Raw genomic sequence first — 23,016 nt, forward strand, 5'->3', positions numbered from 1 at the left:
CCATGTCCATCGAGGACGGCGGTACATCCCACCGGCAAGGTGCGGTCCCGGCCTCCGTGCGGGCGCAGTTGCTCGCCACGGAACACTGGGGCCTGCTCGCATCGCGCAGCACGGCCCAAGGCGAGGTGCTGACCCGGATCAGCATGTTCCTTACCTTCACCTCGGCAAGCCTGGTCAGCGTGGCGCTGGTGGGGCAGGCCACGGGGTTTTCGGATGCCTTTGTCCTGCTGGCCGTGGTGGTCCTGTTCATCGACACGGCGATCGGGCTCCTGACCCAGCTCCGGGTCATGAATGTCGCCTACGAGGACCTCATGTACGTCACCGCAATGAACAGGCTCCGGGCCGCCTACGTGGACCTCGACCCAGGCGTGGCCCCCTACCTCATGGCCGCACACCACGACGACGAGGCCGGCGCCCACCAAACCTATTATTTCTTCGGTGCCAGGGGAAGCCTGAGCCAAGTGGCCGGCAGCAGCATGATCTTCATGACGACGGCGAACGCTGCCTTGATTGCCATCCTTGCGGGCCTGCTGGTGACGTTGACCGGGGCGGGCACGGCAGCTGCCTTCGTGGCGGGCGCGGTGTGCGGAGCGGGGTTCCTCGCCGTGTCCGTCGTGCGCGGGGGCCGGCGCTACCGCGCTCTGTGGCGCCATTTCACGCCGCTCTCCCCCACTCCGCCGGCAGCGGAATAAGCGCCGATTCCGGCCGCGGACCGTCAGTCGATGGCAGCCATCAGTTCAACCACACGGTCCAGGAAGGCGTCCACCTGTGATTCCTCGTAGCCGTCCCGGCCAACCGCCGGGCGGAAGACTGCCCGGCGGACGCTGTCCACGCTCAACGGCTTGTCCTGCTCAAGGTAGGCGACAAGTTCGTGGCACAGCCGGTCGACGTCGACCGTGTTGTAGCTGCGGGCCTTCTTGCCCGCAGGCCGGCGGAAGCGGTCTCCATCGGGCCGGTGCAGCCGCCCCCGGAGGATGCCGGAGAGGTTTCCGATTTCGCGCAGCCAGGCTTCCTCGCCGTGGGCGGCAATCAGCTCATCCCGCTCCCGGCGGGCGAAGGCGTCCTCGAGCCGGTCCAGCGCCGCGTCCACCACGGCAGCGGAGTAGCCGCCCTTGACGGGGTCGAAGGACACGGCCCTGACATCGGCACTGTTGACCGGCTCTGTGGCAGCCTGCGGCGTTTCCAGGGAGACCCGTGCCCGCTGCAGGAACTGGTCCACCTGCTTGGCGTTGTACCCGTACTCATTGCGCTGCACGCGCTCAAAGGACGCAGGGATCTGCCGATGAATGTCCAATGCCACTTCGATTCCTTCAATGCTCTTCAGCCGTAGTGCTTCCGCACCAGTCTAGGATGCCGGGGCTGGTCCGGCCGCCCGGGCCCTTTTGTGTCGGATGCCCGCCTGCGCCGGGCCGGATAAGGTTATGCGCCGGCCACGAGCCCGTACAGGATGAAGGCCACCGGCGAGGCGAAGACGATCGAGTCCAGCCTGTCCATGACTCCCCCGTGTCCCGGCAGGATGCTGCTCATGTCCTTGACGCCCAGTTCACGCTTGACCATGGATTCGCCGAGGTCCCCCGCCGTGGCTGCCGCTACGGTGCCCAGTGCCAGCACCACGCCTACCCACCAGGGCTTGTCCAGCACGAAGAGGGCTGCCAGGACGCCGATCAGCATGGCACCTCCTGCGGACCCCGCGAAACCTTCCCAGGACTTCTTGGGGCTGATCTTCGGCGCCATGGGGTGCTTGCCAATGGAAGCGCCCACCAGGTAGCCGAAGGTGTCGTTGGACACCACCAGCAGCAGCATGACGGCAATCTCCCATGCCCCGATCGGGGCAACGCCGCCGGGCCAAAGCCCCAGCGGCGTAGTGCCGGCGGCATGCAGCGGCAGTGCGGCAAAGCTGATGAAGAACGGTACCCAGCCCAAAGTGAAGACGCCGGCGAAGATGCTGTTGGCCGAGCCCGCCGCACTTTCGATCGATCGCCACAGCAGGACCGCCACGGCGCTGAGCAGCAGCGCAAAGAGCTGGCTCTCGATGCCGCCGAAGTAGGCGGCGAACGGCATGGCCACGGTGCCGGTCATGACCGGCACGATGGGCATCCTGGTTCCGTTGTGCTCCAGCGCCCGGTAGATCTCCCACACGCCGAAAACGGCGAAGGCCGTCACGATTGCCACGAAAGCCAGCGGGAGGAACAGCAGCCCGCCCAGGACGGCCAGCAGCATGGCCAGGCCCACCACGACGGCGGCCGGCAGGTTCCGCCCTGCCTTTGGCGTCGGGTTGCTCCTGGGCTGCTTCCCCCGTGTGCGCGCCCTTGGTGCAGGGGCCTGATCTGCCTGGCCCATCAGACTTCGAGCAGCTCTGCTTCCTTGCGCTTGAGCAGCTCGTCGATGCCGTCCACGTGGGCCTTGGTGAGGCTGTCCAGTTCCTTCTCGGCGCGGGTGCCTTCGTCCTCGCCGGCCTCGCCGTCCTTGACCAGGCGGTCCAGGGCTTCCTTGGCCTTGCGGCGGATGTTGCGGATGGAGATCTTGGCGTCTTCGCCCTTGGTCTTGACGATCTTGACGTATTCCTTGCGGCGTTCCTTGGTCAGTTCCGGAATGGTGATCCGGATGACGTTGCCGTCGTTGGACGGGTTGGCGCCAACCTCGGAGTCGCTCAGCGCGCGTTCGATGTCGCGCATGGCGGTTTTGTCGAACGGGGTGATCAGGATGGTCCGGGCGTCCGGGATGGCGAAGGACGCGAGCTGCTGCAGCGGGGTGGGTGAGCCGTAGTAGTCCACCAGGACCTTGTTGTACAGACCGGGATTGGCGCGGCCGGTACGGATGGAAGCGAAGTCTTCCTTGGCTACCTCAACCGCCTTGTCCATCTTTTCTTCGGCCTCGAGCAAGGTTTCTTCGATCACGGTCTCTCCTGACGGTTCTGGTGCAGTCCGGGGCGCCGGTTCCCTGCACTCACGTGGTTCTTTGTTGCCGTTTCCGTTCCCGCCGGGAACGGCGGGAACGGAACTGTCCTGGATTCATCCTAGCCGCAGCTAGGCAGTGACCAGCGTGCCCAGCTTTTCGCCGAGGATGGCGCGGGTAACGTTGCCTTCACCCTCCATGCCGAAGACCACCATGGAAAGGTTGTTGTCCTTGCACATGGTCATGGCCGTCTGGTCCATGACGCGGATGTCGCGGCGCAGTGCGTCGTCGTAGCTAAGGGTTTCCAGGCGTTCCGCGGTGGGGTCCTTCTTGGGGTCTGCGGTGTAGACGGCGTCCACCCCGCTCTTGGCCATGAGGACCACGTCGGCGTGGACTTCAAGGGCCCGCTGGGCTGCCACGGTGTCGGTGGAGAAGTAGGGCAGCCCCGCACCGGCGCCGAAAATGACCACGCGGCCCTTTTCCATGTGGCGGATGGCGCGGCGCGGGATGTAGGCCTCGGCCACCTGTCCCATGGTGATGGCGCTTTGGACGCGGGTTTCCACGCCTGCCTGCTCCAGGAAGTCCTGCAGTGCCAGGCAGTTCATCACCGTTCCCAGCATGCCCATGTAGTCGGCGCGGGAGCGGTCCATGCCGCTCTGGGAGAGTTCAGCGCCGCGGAAGAAGTTTCCGCCGCCCACCACGATGGCCACTTCCACCTGCGGGACGGCCGCGGCGATCTGCTTGGCGACGTCGCGGACGGTCTCGGGGTCGACACCCAGTTTCCCGCCGCCGAAGACCTCGCCGGAGAGCTTCAGGAGGACCCGCCGCTTGTTCTTCTCGGAATGGATGACAGTGTTGACGGCTTCCATGATGCCTTCCGGTTGGTGACTCTGAAAAAAGGGTATCCTGCCGGATCCGTTGGTCGGAACCGGCCGCGCTCCATGTGGAGTGTGCGCATGCAAAAGGGGCGGCCACCGAAGTGGCCACCCCCTTGCAGAATCGACTAGGAGCCGACGCGGAAACGCGTGAACGCGGTTCCCTTGACACCGGCCTCTTCGAGGACCTGTGCCACGGACTTCTTGGCGTCCTTTGCGAATGCCTGGTCAACCAGGACCTCGCCCTTGTAGAAGCCCGTCACGCGGCCTTCCACAATCTTGGTGAGGGCAGCTTCGGGCTTGCCTTCGGCCTTGGCGGTCTCTTCCGCGATGCGGCGCTCGGACTCGACGAGCTCAGCGGGAACGTCCTCACGGGTGAGGTAGTTCGGAGCCATGGCGGCGATGTGGACGGCGACGTCGTGGGCGGCGGTGGCAGCGGCTTCGCCTTCACCGTCGACAGCGAACAGCACGCCAACCTGGGCCGGGAGGTCCTTGGAGGTCTTGTGCAGGTAAGCGTCGACCGTTGCGCCCTCGATGCGGGAGATGCGGCGGACAACAACCTTCTCGCCCAGGACGGCGCCCTCTTCGATGACGACCTCGGACAGCGGCTTGCCGTCGACGTCGGTGGCGAGCAGGGTTTCGAGGTCGGCAGCGCCGGACTCGACGGCAACGGCCAGGACCTTGTCGGCCAGCTGGATGAACTTGTCAGCCTTGGCAACGAAGTCGGTCTCGCAGTTGACCTCGATCATGACGCCGACGCCGTTGCTGACCTTGGCGGCCACAAGGCCTTCAGCGGTGGAACGGCCTTCACGCTTGGTAGCGCCCTTGAGGCCCTTGATGCGGATGATCTCGATGGCCTTCTCGGCGTCACCGTTGGCTTCGTCAAGAGCCTTCTTGACATCCATCATGCCGGCGCCGGTGCGCTCGCGCAGGGCCTTGATGTCCGCGGCAGTGTAGTTCGCCATGTGAACCCCTCTGTCTAGAAAATGTGTGGTGGTGTACGGACCGACAGGATGGCGGCCCACGGCGTGGGCTGCCATCCTGTCAGCAGTTCCGGCTGCTGACAGCGCGGAAAATCCGGATTGAAGTGTGTTACTTGGCGTCTTCGGCGGGAGCCTCGGCGGCGGCCGGAGCTTCGGCTTCTTCAGCTGGAGCAGCGGGGGCTGCAGCAGCTTCCTCGGCCTTGCTGCCTTCGAGGAGCTCGCGCTCCCACTCAGCCAGCGGCTCTTCCGGAGCTTCGGTGGCGCCCGTGCCGCGGTTGTTGCGGGCGATCAGGCCCTCGGCAACGGCGTCGGCGACAACGCGGGTCAGGAGGTTCACGGAGCGGATGGCGTCGTCGTTGCCCGGGATCGGGAAGTCAACTTCGTCCGGATCGCAGTTGGTGTCCAGGATGGCCACAACCGGGATGTTCAGCTTCTTGGCCTCGTCAACGGCGAGGTGTTCCTTCTTGGTGTCAACGACCCAGAGCAGGGACGGAGCCTTGGTCAGGTTGCGGATACCGCCGAGGTTGGACTCCAGCTTGGTGAGCTCGCGCTTGAGGAGCAGGAGCTCCTTCTTGGTGTAGGCGGAGCCGGCGACGTCGTCGAAGTCGATCTCTTCGAGTTCCTTCATGCGCTGGATGCGCTTGGCGACCGTCTGGAAGTTGGTCAGCATACCGCCGAGCCAACGCTGGTTGACGTAGGGCTGGCCCACGCGGGTTGCCTGCTCGGCAATTGCTTCCTGGGCCTGCTTCTTGGTGCCGACGAAGAGCACGGTGCCGCCGTGGGCAACAGTGGCCTTGACGAACTCGTAGGCACGGTCGATGTAGGACAGCGACTGCTGAAGGTCGATGATGTAGATGCCGTTGCGCTCGGTGAAGATGAAGCGCTTCATCTTCGGGTTCCAACGGCGGGTCTGGTGTCCAAAGTGGACGCCGCTGTCAAGCAGCTGGCGCATGGTTACGACGGGCATTCCGGCGCTCCTTATTTTTCCGGCAGGTCATTCATGAGAAAACCCGGAGGCTTCTTACCCTGCCAATAGTTGACGGTTGATCAGCGTGGCCCGGACGGGCCGTGCTCCTGGCATCCACCGCACTTCCCATCAGGATCGAAGCCTGACCGAAGGAAGCGCGATCCTCCATGGACGGCGCCGGGGCGTCGCCTGCCGGAGGGCTGGATGCGCGTAGTCAGCCGCTGCTCCCCCACACTCCTGAATGAGATGTGCCGACGCAATCCGGACAGGGGCATCTGCCGCGGGGGCAAACCACTGGGACGGGAAACGTTGAGGGCGCAGCAAACTGCTCCATCAAGTGTACTACAGGCGTCCCCGCCCGCCGGACACTGCTGCGGCCGCGGGCCGGCCCTTCACGGTTGTCCACATAGGCGCAACCGGCCCTGCCGGTACCGTACCCAGCCCGGCAGGCTGACGACATGAAACCACCAGTTCTCCTGGCCGCACTCCTGCTGCTGCCGGCATCCGTTGCCTCCGCCGGGCCGGCCCTCCCGCACAGCGCAGCCACCAATAGCGCCATCACAAAGAGCGCCATCACGCACAAGGCCGTCCCTCAGAGAAACAGTGCGACGACGGCTGCCGCAGCGGGTGCAGCGACTTCCTGGCAGTGGCCACTGGCGCCGCGCCCGCCGGTGCTGCGCGGATTCGATCCGCCGCCAAAGCCGTGGCTCAGCGGGCACCGCGGCGTAGATCTGGGCCTTGGCACAGCCGGAACCCCCGTGATGTCACCCGCGGCGGGAACGGTGAGTTTCGCGGGTGTCGTGGTGGACAGGCCCGTGATCACCATCGACCATGGCGGCGGGCTGCGCAGCAGCTTCGAACCTGTGGACAGCACCTTAGCGGTGGGCGAAGCTGTTGCTGCAGGCCAGGTGGTCGGGACCGTGCTGCCGGGACACTGCCCGGCAGCACAGTGCCTGCACTGGGGAGTCCGGGACGGAGAGGAATACGTCAATCCTCTTCAGTTTGTCCTGGACCTTCGCCCATCCGTCCTGCTTCCGCTGCCCGGCCCGCCGTAGGCGATGGGCAGCGGACATAACCGGTCCACCGCGACATGGTCCCAGCGCGCTGCATGCGGGCCTGCCGCAGCCCCGCGGCGGTCGGTGGCAGCTGGACGTTGGACGTTGGACGCTGTCAGCTAGATGATGGCGGAGATGCCCGTGATGGCCCGGCCTGTCACCAGGGTGTTGATTTCGGCCGTGCCCTCGTATGAGTAGATGGCTTCGGCGTCGGCGAAGATCTTGGCCATCTCGAAGTTTGTCACGATTCCGTTGCCGCCAAGGATGTTGCGGCCCAGCGCCACGCTGTCCCGCATGCGCGCCGTGGCGTAGGCCTTGGCAAGCGCGGACTGCTCGTCTTTGGCCGCACCCTCGTCCTCCAGCTGGGACAGCCGGACCATCATTCCCATCGAGCTGACGGTGTTTCCCAGGATGCGGACCAGCTGGTCCTGGATGAGCTGGAAGGAGGCCAGGGGCCGGCCGAACTGGTGGCGCTCCACGGCATAGCGGCGGGCAACGTCGAACGCGGCAAGCTGAAGCCCGACGGCCTGCCAGGCGACAGCCAGCCGGGTTACCTTGAGGACTTTGTTGACGTCGCGGAAGCTGTTGGCGTTGGCAAGCTTGAAGCGCTCCGGCACCACCACGTCCGTCAGGACAATGTCGGCATTCTGGACGGTGCGCAGCGAGATCTTGTTCTCGATCTTTGTGGCGCTGAACCCCTCGAGCGTGGTGTCCACCATGAAGCCCTTGACCTGGTTGTCGGCCAGGTCCCGGGCATACACCACCACCCAGTCCGAGAAGGTGGCGTTGCCGATCCACCGTTTTGCGCCGTTGAGGATCCAGTTGCCGCCGTCTTTCCGCGCCGTGGTGCGCGTTCCGCCGGCAACGTCGCTGCCACCCAGCGGTTCAGTCAGGCCGAAGGCACCGATCTTCTTCAGCGAGTAGATGTCGGGAAGCCATTCGTCCTTCTGCTCCTGGGAGGCCAGCAACTCGATGGATCCGGTGAACAGGCCGTCGTGTACGCCCAGGAAGGTGGCGATGGAGGCATCGGCACGCGTGAGCTCGGCATGCAGCATGCCCGCGAAGAGGTTGGAGTACCCCTGGCGGCGGACCGGGCTGGCGAGGTCCAGGCCGGCAAGCTTCGGCACCAGGTCCGCGGGGAACTCGCCGCGGTTCCAGCAGTCCACCGCGATGGGCTTGACCTCGCGCGCCAGGAAGTCGCGGACTTCAGCGAGCCGGTCCTGTTCCTTCCCGGAGAGGAGCTGCTCGAAGGCGAAGAAGTCCCCGTCGGCGTAGGGAAGTTCGTGGGGACCGGCTGCGGAGGTGGCCATGGGTACCTTCTTTGATGATCAGCGCTGACCATGCCGCGGAGCGGAGCACGGTATGTTACTGACCAGTAACATACCGCAGGGGGCGGGGTTAACCAAGAAAACCGCGGCCAACGAAAGATTGTTGGCCGCGGTTCCGGATTGGCGGTAGGGCTACTCGGACTTGAACCGAGGACCTTAGGATTATGAGTCCCGCGCTCTAACCAGCTGAGCTATAGCCCCAAACCCCGTGGGCACGTGGCCAAACAGGCACGCTCCGGCAGGGCAGAAACACTCTAGCAAACCCGGGAAAGGGTTCAGACCACTTTGTCCTCATAGGTGGCGCCGCGGTACAGGTCCTCGAAGGTCTGGAGTGTCCCCTGGATGCTGTGCGGCTCCACCATCTGGCGGCTGGCCCGGCCCATGGCCCGCTGTTGCTCCTTGGGCAGTTCCAGGACCTGGGTGATCTTCTTGGCAAGGTCGTCGCTGTCGTTGGGCGTGAACAGGTAGCCGTTCCCGCCGTCGCGCACCAGGTGCGGCAGGGCCATGGCGTCGGCAAGGACCACCGGGGTGGAGGCGGACATGGCTTCGAGCGTCACCAGCGACTGAAGTTCGGCCGTTCCGGGCATGCAGAACAGGTCCGCCCGGATGTAGGCCCTCCGCAGTTCCTCGTCACTGGCAAGGCCAAGGAACTTCACGCGGCTTCCCAGCCCAAGCCGGCGCACCAGGTCCTCCAGGCCGGTGCGCACTTCGCCGCCGCCCACGATCTCCAGGTGCACGTTCAATTCCGGCGGTGTCTTGCTGATGGCCTTGATGAGTACGTCAACATGCTTTTCCTCGGCCAGGCGTCCGGCGAACAGCACAGTGGGGTTTTCATGCGGCTCGATGTGCTCGCCGGGCTGGAGTTCGTAGGCTGTGGAGTCGATGCCGTTGGACAGCGGCAGGACTTTGCGCAGGAAGGCGTGCTCGTGCATCGCCTTGGCGGCCAGCGGCGTGGGCGTGGTGACGACATCGGCCTGGCCCATGACCTTGCCCATGTCCTTCCAGGAAACACGCCCGATGATGTCCTTGAACCACTGCGGGAACGGCAGGAAGGGGTTGAGGTTTTCGGGCATGAAGTGGTTGGTGGCCACCACCCGGATGCCACGTTTCACAGCTTCGTAGAGTACGTGCTCGCCGATCATGTAATGGCTTTGGATGTGCACCACGTCCGGCTTCACGCGCTCGAAGAGCAGGGTGATTTCTTTCTTGATTTCCCAGGGGAAGCATAGACGGAAGGTCTCATGGGTGAACGCCTTGTGCGAGCGGAGCCGGTGCACGGTTGCTTCCTCGCGGAACTCGGTGAAGCTCTTCCCCTTGCTGTCGCGGGACGCCAGGACATGGACGTTGTGCCCGCGGGCGGTCATTCCCTTGGCCAGGCGGTATCCGAACTGGGCGGCGCCGTTGACGTCCGGCGGGTAGGTGTCCGCCGCGATCAGGATGGTCAGGGGATGCTGGTCGGCTGGCGTGGTCATGTGGAGTACTCCTGATGGTCACGGTGCGGACAGCGTGGAACTGGCAGCACGGTTGGCCGCTGGCGCAGGCGCCGGGCTTCGCGGGATAGCTGGTCTGTGCGGGAAATGGGCTAGTGGGACGGCCTGCCGGCGGCCTTCCGCGCGTCCTTCTTGCGCTTGATGACCTCCGGGTGGTGCCGGGAAAGGGCGATAACCCCAACGATAGCAAGGCAGGCCGCCGTTCCCATCGCAATGGCCATGACGGCAGGGACATCGGGGCGCAGTTCACCCAGGATGATGATGCCGATGGCAATGCCCACCATGGGATCGATGACCGTGAGTCCGGCAATCACCAGGTCCGGAGGGCCGGTGGAGTAGGCGCTTTGGACGAACCAGGACCCCAGGCCGCCGGCGGCGATGATGGCCACCACTGAGTACCACTGCACGTTCAGCAGGAACAGGCCGTTGGGGTCCAGGAGGTGCTTGCCGATAATCCTGGTGAGCACCGCGACGAAGCCGAACAGGATGCCGGCGCCGAGGATGTAGACGAACGCATTCATGCGGTGCTTGAACATCACTGCCAGCGTGCCGAACAGGCCAACCGCCAAGGCGAGCAGCAGCACGATGGTCAACTCGTCCGCCAAGCTGACATGGTGGCTCTCCTGGGTGACGTTGACCGCGAGGAGGACAAAGAGTGCCGAGCCGGTGACGCAGGCGCCGATGGACACCGCGGTGGCGCGGTTGATGGTCAGGTCCTGGTCCCGGGCGTTGACCACCGTGGTGATCACCAGGGCGATGGCGCCGATGGGCTGGACCACCGTGAGCGGGGCGGAGACCAGGGCCACGGCGTTCATGGCCATCCCGACGCACAGCAGCAGGAGCCCGAACATCCACCGGGGATTGCGCAGGAGGCGCAGGAATCCGTTGGAACTCAGGGCAAGGCCTCCGGTGTCGGCTTTGACGGCACTGCCCTGGCGCTGGGCACCCAGGGCCAGGCAGAAGGCGCCAAGCACCGCCAGGCCGACGGCAACCCAAACCATCAGCCCTTCCCGCCGTCGTGCTGTTTCAGTTCCCTGCCCTTTCGCAGGATGGCCCAGAAGTAGTTGTAGGCGGCGACCCAGTGACCAACGAGGCCCAGCCCCAGCACCACCCAGGCGGCGACGAAGAGTTGGCCGGCATAGCCGGTGTCCAGGCGGGAGAGGACCAGCAGCGGAGTGCCCAGGAGGAGCAGCCCGGTCCGGACCTTGCCCACCACGCTGACCGGAAGATCCGGATGCCCGCGGAAGAAGGAAAGCGTGAGGACCAGCAGGACGGCGTCGGGGACCACCAGGGCGGCCAGGTACAGCCAATGCACGACGCCGGCAATCACCAGGGTGAAGGCTACGGCCAGCAGCGCCAGCCGGTCGGCGATCGGGTCAAGGACCCTGCCGAGTTTTGAGGCTTGGTCGAACCGGCGGGCGATGTAGCCATCGATCCAGTCCGTACCGGCCATGACGGCCAGAACTATTACGCCCGCCCCATACTCCTTCTGGACCAGGACGAGCCACATGAAGAGCGGGACACCCATGAACCGCACGACGGTGAGCAGGTTGGGGATGGTGAAGACGACGTCGTGGTCCACCTGCGGACGGCCGGGGCGGGCACCTGCACCAATAAACTTCACCCGTCCCCTCTCCTTCCTGCGCCGGCTCGCGGTCTTTCGGTTATGAGTCGCCCATTGGAACGCTGTGTATTGAACTGGACTAGCTGGAGCGGAGCAGCTTTCGGAGGAGGACCACCAGGACGGTTCCAGCCGCCACGAAAGCCGTCAGCGGCTTCCACCGCCTGGACAGGTCGGTGGATCCCGAGAACGCTGCAAGCCTTTGCCCCGCCGCATCCACGCCGCGCTGCGCCAGCACCTGGGTCTCGCGGGCTTTGACCTGTGCGGCGGCCAGCACGTAACGGGCCTGGGTCTTGAGGTCCAGCTCCGTGCCGAGTTCGTCGCGGACCTCGGTCAGGTGGTGGCGCCGCTGGCTCAGCCGGTGCACCAGCTCGGGCTCGGAGGCGTGCGGGAATTCCTTGTCGTGCTCGGCAGCCTTCGCTGCCTTCTCCGCCTTGGCCTTGGCCGCTGCTTCGGCCTTGGCGGCCTTCGCAGCCTTCGCCTCGGGGCTCTGCGGGTCCAGGACAGCCGGGTTGAAGGCGGACCCTTCCCGGGCAACGCCGATGTCGTGCCTGATGCCGCGGATGGTTTCCTCCGGCATCAGCGGCATGGCCTTCTTGAACCGGGCGAGCCCAACCAGTCCGCCGATAAGGGCTATCAGCAGGAAAGCGGCGGATACCAGGAGGGCCGCCAGCCAGGCAGGCATGATCGTGGCCAGTCCCATGATGGCTGCGACGATCAGGCCCACCACCAGGAACGCAAGGAAGAGCAGCGCCACGGCGAAGAATGCCGCGGCCACGCCTACCTGGATTCCCTTGCGCTTGAGTTCGATCTTGGCGAACGCGATCTCGTCATTGAGCTGGCGGGGTGCCAACCGGAAAAGGAGCCTTGCCGTCCCGGGCAGCGCAGTGATACGCAATCCCGGGCTGGTGCGCCCGCTGTGACGTCCGCTCATCGGTTCCGCCTTACTGGTCTCATGGGTCGATACTGCTTCCGTTTACTGCGGAAATGTGCAGCCGCACAGTCCACGCCACCAAAACTACCATTCAGGTTCAGGGCGAACTTGGGGGCTTGCCGGACGGCGCGGCCTACAACGCTGCAAAAACAGTCCTGGCCGGGCCTAGGATTGTTCTCCGTGACCAATCCCCCCAATCCGGGCGACCTGCTGAGCCGCCGCCGGAAGCTCCTGTACATCCTCCTCCTGGGCGCCCTCACGGCCCTCGGCCCGTTCACCATCGACCTGTACCTGCCTGCCTTTCCCGCACTGGAGGCAAGCCTGGGGGTGACCGAGGCACAGGTACAGCTCACCCTGGCCGGCACCACGGTCGGTTTTGCGTTCGGGCAGCTGGTGGTGGGTCCCTTCAGCGACAGGTTCGGGCGGCGGACCCCGCTGATCCTGGCCACGGCACTGCACATCGCCGCGTCCCTTGGCGCCGCCCTGTCCACGGACATCACCACCCTGGGAATCTTCCGTGTGCTGATGGGAGTGGGCGCGGCCGGCGGCGGCGTGGTGGCCATGGCCATGGTGCGCGACCTGTTCTCCGGTTATGCCATGGTGCGGATGTTCTCCCGCATGTCCCTGGTCAACGGGCTGGCACCGATCCTGGCCCCCGTCATCGGTTCGCAGCTGCTCCTGGTGATGCCGTGGCCGGGCATCTTCGTGTTCCTGGCCGCCTACGGGACGTTGGTGATCGTGGCGGCGCTGCTGCTGGTGCGCGAGACCCTTCCGCCGGAGAAGCGGGGCCAGAGCGGCATGACGGCGCGGCAGCGCTACAAGGCCCTCTTCAGCGACCGGATCTTCGTGGGGCTGCTGATGGTGGCCGGCTTCAATTTCGGCGGCCTCTTCACCTACCTCTCCGCCTCGCCCTTCCTTTTCCAGGACGTGTTTGGATTCTCGGCCCAGCAGTACGGCCTGCTGTTCGGCATCAATTCCCTGGGCATCGTGGCCGGCGTGCAGACCAGTGCGCGGCTGATCAGGATCGTGCCGCCGCAGTGGATCCTGGCAGGCGCCACCGCCTGGATGTTCCTGATGGCCCTGCTGATCGTGGTGTTCGACCGCGGGGGCCTGGGGCTGTGGGGCGTCATGGTCCCGCTGTGGTTTTACATCATGGGTACGGGCTTCATGTTCCCTTGCGTGCAGGTGCTGGCGCTGGCAGGCCATGCAGCACAGGCCGGCACGGCGGCATCGCTGCTGGGTGCCGCCACGTTCCTGATGGCCGGGCTCATCTCCCCCGTGGTGGGCTGGGTGGGCATTACCAGCGCCGCGCCGATGGGTTCCGTGCAGGCAGCATGCATCCTGCTGGCCATTGCCGCGCTGTGGCTGGTGGTGCGGCCGCGCACGGTTCCGTCAATCCACTGAAGCCGGACTTTCCTTGGAAGGCAGCCCATGAGCCGCAAACCGCACCGCAACGGAAGGGGACTTTTCCTCGGGGCGGTGCTTGGCGCCGTCGTCGGCTATTTTGCCGGGCGCGCCCTGGGCAACCCCGCCATGGGCATCGTCCTGGGGCTGCTGGCGGGCGCCGCCCTCCTGTACAGGGTGAATCCCGGCCCAAGGAGGCCCGGACCGGGGAACGGCGGGCCCCGGAAGCGCCGCTGATTGTTTTGCCTCGCCGGGGCGGCTTTCCCTGCCCTGCGGCTGCCTGCGGGGATAAAATAATCCCGTGCCCAACTGGCAGAACCAACCGCCACTTCCGGCCACCTGGCAACGGTGCGACGCCCGGATCCTGCCACTGTGGTGGGAGCGGCTGTGCGCGCAGGCCGGACAGCAGTCGGCGGCGCTGTACGCGGCCGGGCTGTTCACCGAAGACCGGCGCAGGCCCATTGCCCAATGGTTCAACCCCGCCTTCAATGCAGCCCTGCTGGTAGCGCCGGAGACCTCGCCGGAATGGCCTGTGCAGCGCTTCGGGATCTTCTACGCCCCGCCGGACGCAGGCTTTGTGCGGATCCACTCCGCGCCGCATGAATGGAGCCCGCGTGAACCCCGGAAGTCGCCCACCGAGAAGGAGGCCTTCGAGGCAGCGATCGCCGAGGCCGAAAGGTTCCTGCAAGTGGAGATGGACTTCGTCTAGACCGGCTTCCCCGCCGACTCCGCTTCCCGCCCCGCGAAAAGCAAAAATCCCCGTTCCTCCAGATGGAGGAACGGGGATTTTTCGTAGCGCTCCTCCTGCTGGACTTGAACCAGCAACCCTTCGATTAACAGTCGAATGCTCTGCCAATTGAGCTAAGGAGGAATGAAGCAGGTATGACATTAGCAAAGGATTCCGGCCCAAGGGAAATCGGCGGTTTTGACAGCCCGAACCGCCCTTCCGGAATACGCAAATCCCCGTTCCGGAGGCCGGAACGGGGATTGGAAGCTCCTCCTGCTGGACTTGAACCAGCAACCCTTCGATTAACAGTCGAATGCTCTGCCAATTGAGCTAAGGAGGAATGAAGCGGGTATTAGCCTAGCAAACACCTGCGGCGGAAACGAAATCGAGCCGGCAGTGATCTGCCCCACGCCCGGCCGCCACACCCTTCGGAGGCAGGCGCGACCTACGACTCCGCCCGCAGTGCCCGGCGTTCCATTTCCAGCATCATCAGTTCGCGGTTGAGCCGCTGGTAGGTTTCCGGGTCCGCTGTGGCGTCGAGGCGCTGCAGCTGGCCCATCTTGTCCGCTTTGACGCGGGTGATCTGGAGTTCGAACAGCCTGGACAGGATGTCCCGGCAGTACTTCAGCACCGCCTCCTCCGTGTGCGCGGGCAGCGGCACCACGGAAAGCTCCGAGACCAGGGGCCGGAGCGGCTCCGGGACCTCGTGCATGACCTGTTCCACCCAGCGCACGGGATCCCCCACAAGTCCGGGCCCGGTAGCCCGCATGGCGTCATGGACGGCCTGGAAGGCCGGGGTGGCAAACCCGGCGGCGGCGAAGCGGTCCCAGAACCCGCCTGCCAGCAGTGCGGGCTGCTGGAGCGCCACTTCCAGGGCCTGCCGTTCCATCGAGGCCACAGGGTCGCGCGGGTCGGGGCGGTGGTAGGAGGGCACAGCGCCCGACGCCGGTCCGGCAGCTACGCCGGGGCCGCCGGCCTGGGAGGCGCCGGGGTGCGCCGTGGATGGGTTTGGGAATCCCCCTTGCTGTTGGCCCGCCGCGGCGGGACGTCCCGTTTCGCCGCGCTTGACCGCCGCGGTGACCATGCGCAGGACCTCATTGGGGTCGGGCATGCCCAGCCAGCCGGTCAGCGCCTGGCAGTAGCCGGTCCGGGTGGAGGCGTCGCGGATGGCCGCCACCACTGGCACGGAAGCCTTCAGGCCCTGGACGCGGCCTTCCACGGTGTCCAGGTTGAACTGCTTGAGTGTGGTGCGGATGGCGAACTCGAACAGCGGACGGCGGGACTGGATCAGGGCGTGCACGGCTTCATCCCCGCGGCTGAGGCGGAGGTCGCAGGGATCGGCGCCGGTGGGTTCCACGGCCACGTAGGTCTGCGCGGTGAACCGCTGGTCCTCCTCGAAGGCACGGAGGGCCGCTTTCTGGCCGGCGGCGTCGCCGTCGAAGGTGAACACCACTTCTCCCCCGGTGCCGTCGTCGGATAACAGCCGGCGGGCGATCTTGATGTGTTCGGTGCCGAACGCGGTGCCGCAGGTGGCCACCGCCGTCGTGATGCCCGCAAGGTGGCAGGCCATGACGTCGGTGTAGCCCTCCACCACCACCAGCTGGCGGTCCTTGGCGATGCTGCGCTTGGCGAGGTCGATGCCGTACAGGACCTGCGACTTCTTGTAGAGGGTGGTTTCCGGGGTGTTGAGGTACTTGGGGCCCTGGTCGTCCTCGTAGAGCTTGCGCGCGCCAAAGCCGATGGTGTCGCCGGCGATGTCCTTGATGGGCCAGATGAGGCGGCCCCGGAAACGGTCGTAGATCCCCCGGTTGCCTTCGCTGAACATGCCGGTGAGCTTGAGCTCGGCATCGGTGAAACCGCGGCCCCGAAGGTGCTTCAGGAGGGCGTCCCACCCCTGGGGCGCATACCCGCAGCCGAAGTGTTCCGCCGCCGCCCTGTCGAAGCCCCGGCCAAACAGGAAGTTCCTGGCCTCGGCGGCACCGGGGGTAAGCAGCTGGGCGCGGAAGAACTCGTCCGCGATCTTGTGCGCGTCCAGCAGCCGCTGGCGGCGGCCCACTTCCTCGCGGTTGGGCCCGGTTCCGCCGTCCTCGTAGCGGAGCTCGTAGCCGATGCGGGCGGCGAGCTTTTCCACCGCTTCCTGGAAGGAACTGTGGTCCTGCTTTTGGACGAAGGCGATGACGTCGCCGTCCTCCCCGCAACCGAAGCAGTGGTAGCGGCCCACCTGGGGACGGACGGTAAAGGACGGCGAGCGCTCGTCGTGGAAGGGGCACAGACCCTTGAAGGTTCCCAGCCCGGCACCCTTGAGCGTGACGTAGCCGTCCACCACTTCCTTGATGTCCGTGCGCTGGCGTACTTCGTCGATATCTTCACGTTTGATCAGCCCAGGCACAGAGCAATCCTAGTCCCGGGCACTGACCTTCGTGGCCCACGGTTCGACGCCGGCTGGCACCTTGCGGCGTTCCTCACCACGGCGTTCCTCACCACAGCGTTCCTCACCACAGCGAGGGCAGGCTCCCCACCAGGCGCTCGTACATGGCCAGGGCGGAACCGTCGGTGAGGGACGCCACCTGGTCGATGACCACGCGAAGGCGGGCGCCGTCGTCGTCCGCCGCCCGCCAGTCCGCCGCGAACATCGGTTCCAGGTGCCGGTCCCCCGTGGCGCTGAGGGCGGTCACCAGGGCGTGGAGCACTTCCCGCTGGCGCTCGTAGATGGGCTGCCGGTGTTCGGTGGTCATCACGAAGGTGGTGGCAAGGCCCTTCATCACGGCGATTTCCATGACGGTCTCGTCCGGAACCATGAGTTCGGCGTTGTAGCGCGTGAGGTTCTCCGGCCCGTAGACGGCCCGGGTGGTTTCCAGGGCGCTCTGGCAGAACCTGCCGATCAGCTGGCTGGTCATGTTCTTCAGGGCCGCCATGGACTTGCGGCTGCCGTCCGCCTCGCGCACCCACACGTCCGTGGCCTCGAGCCGGGCCAGCGCTGCGTCGATGGCGGCGGGGTCGTTGTGCGGCAGGTACCACTGCTTGGCGTAGCCCACCACGCGGGCGCGGTGGTCCGGGTTGTCCATCCAGCGCAGCTGGAAGTGGCCGGCAACGATCGCGTCCTCGACGTCGTGCACGGAGTAGGAGATGTCATCCGCCAGGTCCATCACCTGGGCTTCCAGGCAGGTGCGGCGCTCCGGCGCACCCTCCCGGAGCCAGTTGAAGATGGGCAGGTCGTCCTCGTACGCGCCGAACTTGCTGGTCCGCTGGCCGTGGATCACCGGCGCTTCCAGGGCGGACCACGGGTATTTCGACGCCGCGTCAAGGCTTGCGCGGGTCAGGTTCAGTCCGGCGGGCCGGCCGTCACCGGTGAGCACCTTGGGTTCGAGGCGGGTGAGCAGGCGGAGGGTCTGGGCGTTGCCCTCGAAGCCGCCGATGGCATGGGCCACCTCGTTCAGCGCTGATTCGCCGTTGTGGCCGAAGGGCGGGTGGCCCAGGTCGTGGCTGAGGCAGGCGGTGTCCACCACGTCGGGATCGCAGCCCAGGGCCCGGCCCAGTTCGCGGCCCACCTGGGCCACTTCCAGGCTATGCGTGAGGCGGGTGCGGACGAAGTCGTCAGTGTCCGGGGCCACCACCTGGGTCTTGGCACCCAGCCGCCGCAGGGCCGACGAATGGAGCACCCGGGCCCGGTCCCGCTCGAAGTCCGACCGGTAGGTGGTCTTGGGCGGCTCCTCCACCCAGCGGGCGGAATCGTGCAGATCGTAGCCGGGCAGCGCCAAGGCAGCGGTGGGAGTTCCTGCCGTCGGTGTTTCAGCCACCGGAAACATCCAGTTCGGCGGCTGCGATGTCCCGGGACTGGTCATCGTTCAGTGCACGGGAGTCCAGCCAGTCCTTGGGCAGGGCAGGCCTCTTGGGCGAGCCGGCGCGGCCGCGCGGGCCCTCGGCGTCCACCCCGGGGTAGGGCGAATCCAGGTCCAGCTCGGCCAGGGTGTCCCGGAGCACCTCCAGGCTGGTGACCAGGGCAAGCCGGGTGCGCAGTTCCCCGCCCACCACATAGCCCTTGAAGTACCAGGCGATGTGCTTGCGGATCTCACGCAGCGCCTTGCCTTCGTCACCGAAGGTTTCCACCATCAGTTCGGCGTGGCGGTAGACGCCCTCTGCCACCTGCCGCAGGTTGGGCCGGTGGCGGACGTCGCTGCCTTCGAAGGCGGCCTGCAGGTCGCCGAAGAGCCAGGGCCGGCCCTGGCAGCCGCGGCCAACCACCACGCCGTCCACGCCGGTTTCCCGGACCATCCGGACGGCGTCCTCGGCGGACCAGATGTCGCCGTTTCCCAGGACCGGGATATCAGGGAGCGCCTCACGGAGCCGGGCAATGGCGGACCAGTCCGCTTTGCCGGAGTAGAACTGGGCGGCGGTGCGGCCGTGGAGCGCGACGGCGGCCACGCCGGCATCGCGGGCAATGCGGCCTGCGTCGAGGTACGTCAGGTGGTCATCGTCGATGCCTTTGCGCATCTTGATGGTCAGCGGAATGTTGCCCTTGGAGGCTTCCGTGACGGCGGTCTGCACGATTGAGGTGAAGAGGTCGATCTTCCAGGGCAGGGCGGAGCCGCCGCCGCGCCGGGTCACCTTGGGAACGGGGCAGCCGAAGTTGAGGTCGATGTGGTCCGCCCGGTCCTCCTCCACAAGCATCCTGACGGCGGCGCCGACCGTACCGGGATCCACGCCGTACAGCTGGACGGAGCGGACCTTCTCGTCGTCGTCATGCGAAATGATGCGAAGGGATTCGGGGGTCCGCTCCACCAGCGCACGGGAGGTGACCATCTCCGCCACGTACATGCCGCCGCCGTACTCACGGCAGAGCCTGCGGAAGGCGGAGTTGGTGATGCCGGCCATCGGGGCCAGGATCACCGGGGTGTCAACCGTGATGGGTCCCAGCTTCAGGGGCGGGAGTTCCAGCTTGGGGGCGGGAGGAGTTGCTGCAACAGTCACCTGTCCATTGTTGCAAAGCCGGGCAAATCGGTGGTTTGGCACCAGTGCCGAAGGGCCTGTCGAAGGTCTCCTGCAGGCTGTTAGCGTTTCGTGGAACCGGGCCTTGCCAGGGGGCCCTGCCTTAGAGGAGAGATCACCGTGCTGTCAGATACCGCATACCCCGTGATCCAGGCGACCCTTCCCGTGGTCGGCGAAAACATCCAGGAGATCGCGTCCCGCTTCTATGGCCACATGTTCGAGGAACACCCCGAACTGCTCAACGGCCTCTTCAACCGCGGAAACCAGGCCGACGGCCGGCAGCAGCAGGCGCTGGCCGGGTCAATCGCCGCGTTTGCCGGCTTCCTGGTCAACGACCCCACGCACCTGCCGGACCACCTGCTGTCCCGCATTGCGCACAAGCACGTGTCGCTGGGCCTGAGCCCCGAGCAGTACCAGGTGGTGCACGACAACCTGATGTGGGCCATCGTGGATGTCCTTGGCGATGCAGTGACCCCGGAAGTGGCCGCTGCGTGGGACGAGGTTTACTGGCTCATGGCCAACATGCTCATCAACAAGGAACGTGGCCTCTACGACGCCGTCCGGCTGAGCCCGGAAACCGTGTGGCGCACGTGGCGGGTGGCCGAGAAGATCCAGGAAACCGGTGATGTTGCCAGTTTCGTGGTGGAGCGGATGGACGAGCGGGAGGTCAAGCCCTCCCTCCCCGGACAGTACGTCACGCTCCGGATGCAGATGCCCGACGGCGTCCTGCAGCCGCGCCAGTACAGCCTCACCCAGGCCGACGACGGGCAGCACCGGCGGTTCGCCGTCAAGCGCGTGCGCACGGAAGGAAAGCCTGATGGTGAGATGTCCAACCTCCTCCACGACCAGGTCGACGTGGGCGATGAAGTCACCCTGTCGGCGCCCTTCGGCGACGTTGTGCTCGAATACACGGACCGGCCCGTGGTGCTGGCAAGCGCGGGCATCGGGATCACGCCCATGGCAGGGATGCTGTCCCACCTGGTGAAGGCCGGTTCGCAGCGGAAGGTCATGTTCCTGCACGCGGACGACTCTCCTGCCTCCTTCGCGCTGCGGAACCAGGTGACGGCGGACCTTGCCGCACTGCCGGATGCGTCCCTCAATACGTGGTTCCTCGATCCGGACGGCGCCCAATCCTCCACCTCGGACGCCGGCGGCACCGTGCGCTCAGGTTTCATGAATATCCGGGATGTCCAGCTGCCATCCGACGCCGAGTATTACCTCTGCGGCCCGGTGCCCTTCATGCAGGCCGTCCGGACCGCCCTGGTGGGCGCAGGCGTCCGCCCCAAGGACATCCAGTACGAAGTCTTCGGTCCGGATCTTTGGCTGGCCGACTACCAGTAGCAGCAGCTGGACAGGTTTACAGAGACGGTTTTCAGCTGCGGTCGGCGCGCCGGCCGCGCCGGGTGGCTGGTTCATTCATGGGTTCGATGGCGGTGCGCCGGGTTCGCTCCTCAAGCGCGGCGGCGGCGAGCGCCCCCGTGTCCGTGACGTCGTCCGTATGGACGTGCCCGTCGTCGTGCTTTGTACCCGTCTTTCCGTCCCGCACCGCACCGGTCACTGGCACGGCGTCTGGTGTCCTGACGCCGGTGGCCTTGACCACGAGCACGGCGATCAGGGTGGTGACCGGGATGGCCAGGACCAGCCCGATCGAACCCACCAGGGTCCGGATGACCTCTTCGGAGAGTTCGGCGCTGGTGAGGGTGTCCATCAGCGGCCGGTCGTAGAGCATGACGATGATCAGGATGGGCAGTGCGGCGCCGGCGTAAGCGAAGGCGATGGTGTACACCGTGGAGGCGATGTGGTCGCGGCCGATCCGCATGGCCGAGGTGAACAGTTTCCGGGCGCTGCTGCCCGGTGCCAGCTCGTAGAGTTCCCACACCGCCGAGGACTGGGTGATGGTGACATCGTTGAGGACACCCAGGCCGGAGATGATGAGTCCGCAGAGGATCACGCCGGAGATGGAGATGTTTGCCGAGGTGTTCACCAGGGTGGCGGCGTCGTGGCTGCCCACGCCGGCGAGGTTGGCGGCGTCGGTGGCCCAGGCAGCCAGCAGGGCGGTGATGGCGAGGCCGAAGATGGTGCCCAGGAGGGCCGTGGAGGTGCGCGCGGAGAATCCGTGGGCGAAGTACAGCACCCCGATCATGATCACGGTGGAACCCACCAGGGCCAGCAACAGCGGCGGCTTGCCCTCCACCAGGCCCGGAAGCAGGAAGTTGGCGAGCACGAAGTAGGCGCCTACCAGTCCGATCAGTGCCCTCAGCCCCCGCCACCTGGCCACGGCGATGACCACCGCCGCGTAGAGCACGGCAAGCAGGACAATCGGCAGCGTCCGGACGAAGTCCACGAAGATGTAGGCCGGGGATCCCTGCGACCCCGTGGCGCCCGGGGCGTTGGACAGATTCAGGTAGCGGATCTGGTCACCAGGCTTAACGCCATGGGAGGAGGCCACATCGGGGTTGATGACCACCTTCACCGGACTTCCACCCTTGTCCGGCTCGGTGAAGGCGAAGGTGCAGTCCGAGCCCTGGCCCGGCGGCTGCTGCATGGAACCCTGCTGGTTGCTGCCTTGTTGGCCGGTGCCCTGTTGGCCTGTTCCCTGCTGGCTGAGGCCCTGGGTGCAGTTCTCGGTCACCACGCTCTGGATGGTGCCTGTATCGAAAGTGACACCGGGGGCCGTGGAATAGGGGTTGGCCAGCGAGACACCTTCCAGGCTGCCGGACGGCCACAGCGCGGCCATCCCGGCCAGGGTCAGCAGCGCCAGCGGAATGAGCACCGCGGCCAGGATGCGGTTCGCCTTGCTGCGGGCAGCCATCGCCTGGGGCGTCGGCTCCGAATGATCCAAGGAAGCGTGGGAGTGACCGGCGCCCATCAGCAGTACAACCTCATACGTTGAACTCTACGTGGGCCGCCATAGGGTTTATAAATGGACCATCGGGATGGGGAGGAACCAGGCATGGACAACCGTGATACGCGCGAAACCGGCAGCGGGTCAGGAATTCGGGGGGCGGCCGACGGCGGAGTGCAGTCGGGCCAGGTGGCGGCGGCACCCGCCCACCAGCCTGTCCTGAGTGTCCTCGAAGCAGCAGGTGACGCCCGGGGCGTGGTCCTGGTGCTGCACGGCGGCAAGGCCCACAGCCGGGATCCGGTGGAGGCCCGGCATCTCAGCCCGGCCCGGATGATTCCCTTCGCCAGGCACCTGCACCGCGCCGGCCGGAAGCACGGACTGGCCGTCTGGTCCCTGCGCAACAGCGTCCGGGGCTGGAACGGCCCAGACATGTCACCGCTGCAGGACGCCCGCTGGGCGCTGCGGCAGATCGCCGAACGCCACCCCGACGTTCCGGTCTTCCTGCTGGGCCACTCCATGGGCGGCCTGACAGCCGTGTGCGCAGCTGACCACGCGCAGGTGGAGGCCGTGGTGGCGCTTGCTCCGTGGCTGAGCCCGGCAACTCCCGCCACCGCCGTCGCCGGACGGAAAGTCCTGATCATCCACGGCACCACGGACCACATGACCAGCCCCTCGCAGTCCCTTGCCTTCGCCCGCCGGGCCTCTGCCGATGCGGCGAGCATGCAGTACGTGGCACTCAAGGGCGTGGGGCACTTCATGCTCCGCAAGGTCCGCGTGTGGCAAACCCTCGCCACCGGCTTCGTCATCAAGTCCTTCGCGGAGAGCACGGGCGCCCCGGTCCGGCCGTCGCCGGCCTTCTCGCGGCTGCTGCCGGACTCATCTGTCCAGGTCACCCTTTAGGCAGTT

Annotated in this window: 22 protein-coding genes and 3 tRNA genes; 7 read left to right on the plus strand and 18 right to left on the minus strand. The window is 66.3% G+C overall.

Going from position 1 to position 23,016, the window contains the following annotated elements; all coding sequences use genetic code 11:
• The first annotated feature begins 2 nt into the window (after positions 1–2).
• Positions 3–692: a hypothetical protein gene (locus ASG86_RS19640; RefSeq protein ID WP_056338532.1), complete on the plus strand. Its 690-nt coding sequence runs from the start codon at positions 3–5 to the stop codon at positions 690–692.
• Positions 693–715: 23 nt separating this feature from the next.
• Here ASG86_RS19640 and ASG86_RS19645 read toward each other — a convergent pair whose 3' ends face one another.
• From ASG86_RS19645 to rpsB, 6 genes are all read right to left on the minus strand, one after another.
• Positions 716–1,300 (minus strand): DivIVA domain-containing protein, encoded by a 585-nt coding sequence (locus ASG86_RS19645; protein WP_056338536.1) that lies wholly within the window; start codon positions 1,298–1,300, stop codon positions 716–718.
• A gap of 119 nt (positions 1,301–1,419) precedes the next feature.
• Complete coding sequence (locus ASG86_RS19650) at positions 1,420–2,340, minus strand: phosphatidate cytidylyltransferase (RefSeq protein WP_056338538.1); 921 nt, start codon at positions 2,338–2,340, stop codon at positions 1,420–1,422.
• Positions 2,340–2,897 (minus strand): ribosome recycling factor, encoded by a 558-nt coding sequence (frr, locus tag ASG86_RS19655; protein ID WP_056338542.1) that lies wholly within the window; start codon positions 2,895–2,897, stop codon positions 2,340–2,342. Before frr ends, ASG86_RS19650 begins: the two co-directional genes overlap by 1 nt.
• 129 nt (positions 2,898–3,026) lie before the next feature.
• A complete protein-coding gene (gene pyrH, locus ASG86_RS19660; RefSeq protein ID WP_018771653.1) occupies positions 3,027–3,764 on the minus strand; it encodes a UMP kinase in 738 nt (245 codons plus the stop codon).
• Positions 3,765–3,898: 134 nt separating this feature from the next.
• Entirely contained in the window at positions 3,899–4,735 is an 837-nt protein-coding gene (tsf, locus tag ASG86_RS19665) for a translation elongation factor Ts (RefSeq protein WP_056338545.1), read from the minus strand.
• A 127-nt stretch (positions 4,736–4,862) separates the two neighbouring features.
• On the minus strand, positions 4,863–5,720 hold the full coding sequence (gene rpsB / locus ASG86_RS19670; protein ID WP_018771651.1) for a 30S ribosomal protein S2: 858 nt from the start codon (positions 5,718–5,720) through the stop codon (positions 4,863–4,865).
• A gap of 458 nt (positions 5,721–6,178) precedes the next feature.
• On the opposite strand from rpsB, the gene ASG86_RS19675 reads away from it, so the two are divergent.
• On the plus strand, positions 6,179–6,775 hold the full coding sequence (locus ASG86_RS19675; RefSeq protein ID WP_056338547.1) for a M23 family metallopeptidase: 597 nt from the start codon (positions 6,179–6,181) through the stop codon (positions 6,773–6,775).
• A 119-nt stretch (positions 6,776–6,894) separates the two neighbouring features.
• Here ASG86_RS19675 and ASG86_RS19680 read toward each other — a convergent pair whose 3' ends face one another.
• From ASG86_RS19680 to ASG86_RS19705, 6 genes are all read right to left on the minus strand, one after another.
• Complete coding sequence (locus ASG86_RS19680) at positions 6,895–8,085, minus strand: acyl-CoA dehydrogenase family protein (protein WP_056338551.1); 1,191 nt, start codon at positions 8,083–8,085, stop codon at positions 6,895–6,897.
• Between the two features lie 145 nt (positions 8,086–8,230).
• Positions 8,231–8,304, minus strand: a tRNA-Ile gene (locus ASG86_RS19685).
• Between the two features lie 74 nt (positions 8,305–8,378).
• On the minus strand, positions 8,379–9,575 hold the full coding sequence (locus tag ASG86_RS19690; protein ID WP_056338554.1) for a glycosyltransferase: 1,197 nt from the start codon (positions 9,573–9,575) through the stop codon (positions 8,379–8,381).
• Positions 9,576–9,685: 110 nt separating this feature from the next.
• Positions 9,686–10,594, minus strand: coding sequence for a DMT family transporter (locus ASG86_RS19695; protein WP_056338557.1), 909 nt, complete (start codon positions 10,592–10,594; stop codon positions 9,686–9,688).
• Complete coding sequence (locus ASG86_RS19700) at positions 10,594–11,217, minus strand: CDP-alcohol phosphatidyltransferase family protein (RefSeq protein ID WP_056338561.1); 624 nt, start codon at positions 11,215–11,217, stop codon at positions 10,594–10,596. The genes ASG86_RS19695 and ASG86_RS19700 overlap by 1 nt, the downstream gene beginning before the upstream one ends.
• A 79-nt stretch (positions 11,218–11,296) precedes the next feature.
• Positions 11,297–12,148 (minus strand): phage holin family protein, encoded by an 852-nt coding sequence (locus tag ASG86_RS19705; RefSeq protein ID WP_056338564.1) that lies wholly within the window; start codon positions 12,146–12,148, stop codon positions 11,297–11,299.
• Between the two features lie 180 nt (positions 12,149–12,328).
• Here ASG86_RS19705 and ASG86_RS19710 point away from each other — a divergent pair, with 180 nt between their 5' ends.
• From ASG86_RS19710 to ASG86_RS19720, 3 genes are all read left to right on the plus strand, one after another.
• On the plus strand, positions 12,329–13,552 hold the full coding sequence (locus tag ASG86_RS19710) for a multidrug effflux MFS transporter (protein WP_056338567.1): 1,224 nt from the start codon (positions 12,329–12,331) through the stop codon (positions 13,550–13,552).
• Positions 13,553–13,579: 27 nt separating this feature from the next.
• Positions 13,580–13,789, plus strand: a complete 210-nt coding sequence (locus ASG86_RS19715; protein WP_056338570.1) for a hypothetical protein — start codon at positions 13,580–13,582, stop codon at positions 13,787–13,789.
• A 64-nt stretch (positions 13,790–13,853) separates the two neighbouring features.
• Positions 13,854–14,261 carry a hypothetical protein gene (locus tag ASG86_RS19720; RefSeq protein WP_056338573.1) on the plus strand — a complete coding sequence of 136 codons (408 nt, stop codon included), beginning with the start codon at positions 13,854–13,856 and terminating at the stop codon, positions 14,259–14,261.
• A gap of 89 nt (positions 14,262–14,350) precedes the next feature.
• On the opposite strand, the gene ASG86_RS19725 is transcribed toward ASG86_RS19720, so the two are convergent.
• The 5 genes from ASG86_RS19725 to dusB form a co-directional block, all read right to left on the minus strand.
• Positions 14,351–14,423: transfer RNA gene (locus tag ASG86_RS19725), tRNA-Asn, on the minus strand.
• A 123-nt stretch (positions 14,424–14,546) separates the two neighbouring features.
• Positions 14,547–14,619 (minus strand) — tRNA-Asn (locus tag ASG86_RS19730).
• Between the two features lie 105 nt (positions 14,620–14,724).
• Positions 14,725–16,668 carry a DNA primase gene (gene dnaG / locus ASG86_RS19735; protein ID WP_056338576.1) on the minus strand — a complete coding sequence of 648 codons (1,944 nt, stop codon included), beginning with the start codon at positions 16,666–16,668 and terminating at the stop codon, positions 14,725–14,727.
• 103 nt (positions 16,669–16,771) lie between these two features.
• A complete protein-coding gene (locus ASG86_RS19740) occupies positions 16,772–18,085 on the minus strand; it encodes a deoxyguanosinetriphosphate triphosphohydrolase (RefSeq protein ID WP_056338579.1) in 1,314 nt (437 codons plus the stop codon).
• Positions 18,069–19,247, minus strand: coding sequence for a tRNA dihydrouridine synthase DusB (gene dusB, locus ASG86_RS19745; RefSeq protein WP_056338582.1), 1,179 nt, complete (start codon positions 19,245–19,247; stop codon positions 18,069–18,071). Before dusB ends, ASG86_RS19740 begins: the two co-directional genes overlap by 17 nt.
• A gap of 138 nt (positions 19,248–19,385) precedes the next feature.
• On the opposite strand from dusB, the gene ASG86_RS19750 reads away from it, so the two are divergent.
• Positions 19,386–20,606 (plus strand): globin domain-containing protein, encoded by a 1,221-nt coding sequence (locus tag ASG86_RS19750; protein ID WP_056338585.1) that lies wholly within the window; start codon positions 19,386–19,388, stop codon positions 20,604–20,606.
• Positions 20,607–20,637: 31 nt separating this feature from the next.
• Here ASG86_RS19750 and ASG86_RS19755 read toward each other — a convergent pair whose 3' ends face one another.
• A complete protein-coding gene (locus ASG86_RS19755) occupies positions 20,638–22,077 on the minus strand; it encodes a YibE/F family protein (protein WP_056338588.1) in 1,440 nt (479 codons plus the stop codon).
• Positions 22,078–22,218: 141 nt separating this feature from the next.
• Here ASG86_RS19755 and ASG86_RS19760 point away from each other — a divergent pair, with 141 nt between their 5' ends.
• Positions 22,219–23,010, plus strand: coding sequence for an alpha/beta hydrolase (locus ASG86_RS19760; RefSeq protein WP_235565246.1), 792 nt, complete (start codon positions 22,219–22,221; stop codon positions 23,008–23,010).
• Positions 23,011–23,016: the final 6 nt, after the last annotated feature.

The sequence above is a fragment of the Arthrobacter sp. Soil764 genome, from assembly GCF_001428075.1.
In the GTDB taxonomy this organism is placed as follows: domain Bacteria; phylum Actinomycetota; class Actinomycetes; order Actinomycetales; family Micrococcaceae; genus Arthrobacter.

Coding starts and splice junctions, on each gene's coding strand:
- ASG86_RS19640 (WP_056338532.1), top strand. CDS start 3: ATGTCCATCGAGGACGGCGGTACATCCCACCGGCAAGGTGCGGTCCCG.
- ASG86_RS19650 (WP_056338538.1), bottom strand. CDS start 2,340: ATGGGCCAGGCAGATCAGGCCCCTGCACCAAGGGCGCGCACACGGGGG.
- pyrH (WP_018771653.1), bottom strand. CDS start 3,764: ATGGAAGCCGTCAACACTGTCATCCATTCCGAGAAGAACAAGCGGCGG.
- tsf (WP_056338545.1), bottom strand. CDS start 4,735: ATGGCGAACTACACTGCCGCGGACATCAAGGCCCTGCGCGAGCGCACC.
- rpsB (WP_018771651.1), bottom strand. CDS start 5,720: ATGCCCGTCGTAACCATGCGCCAGCTGCTTGACAGCGGCGTCCACTTT.
- ASG86_RS19675 (WP_056338547.1), top strand. CDS start 6,179: ATGAAACCACCAGTTCTCCTGGCCGCACTCCTGCTGCTGCCGGCATCC.
- ASG86_RS19680 (WP_056338551.1), bottom strand. CDS start 8,085: ATGGCCACCTCCGCAGCCGGTCCCCACGAACTTCCCTACGCCGACGGG.
- ASG86_RS19690 (WP_056338554.1), bottom strand. CDS start 9,575: ATGACCACGCCAGCCGACCAGCATCCCCTGACCATCCTGATCGCGGCG.
- ASG86_RS19695 (WP_056338557.1), bottom strand. CDS start 10,594: ATGGTTTGGGTTGCCGTCGGCCTGGCGGTGCTTGGCGCCTTCTGCCTG.
- ASG86_RS19705 (WP_056338564.1), bottom strand. CDS start 12,148: ATGAGCGGACGTCACAGCGGGCGCACCAGCCCGGGATTGCGTATCACT.
- ASG86_RS19715 (WP_056338570.1), top strand. CDS start 13,580: ATGAGCCGCAAACCGCACCGCAACGGAAGGGGACTTTTCCTCGGGGCG.
- ASG86_RS19740 (WP_056338579.1), bottom strand. CDS start 18,085: ATGTTTCCGGTGGCTGAAACACCGACGGCAGGAACTCCCACCGCTGCC.
- ASG86_RS19755 (WP_056338588.1), bottom strand. CDS start 22,077: ATGGCTGCCCGCAGCAAGGCGAACCGCATCCTGGCCGCGGTGCTCATT.
- ASG86_RS19760 (WP_235565246.1), top strand. CDS start 22,219: ATGGACAACCGTGATACGCGCGAAACCGGCAGCGGGTCAGGAATTCGG.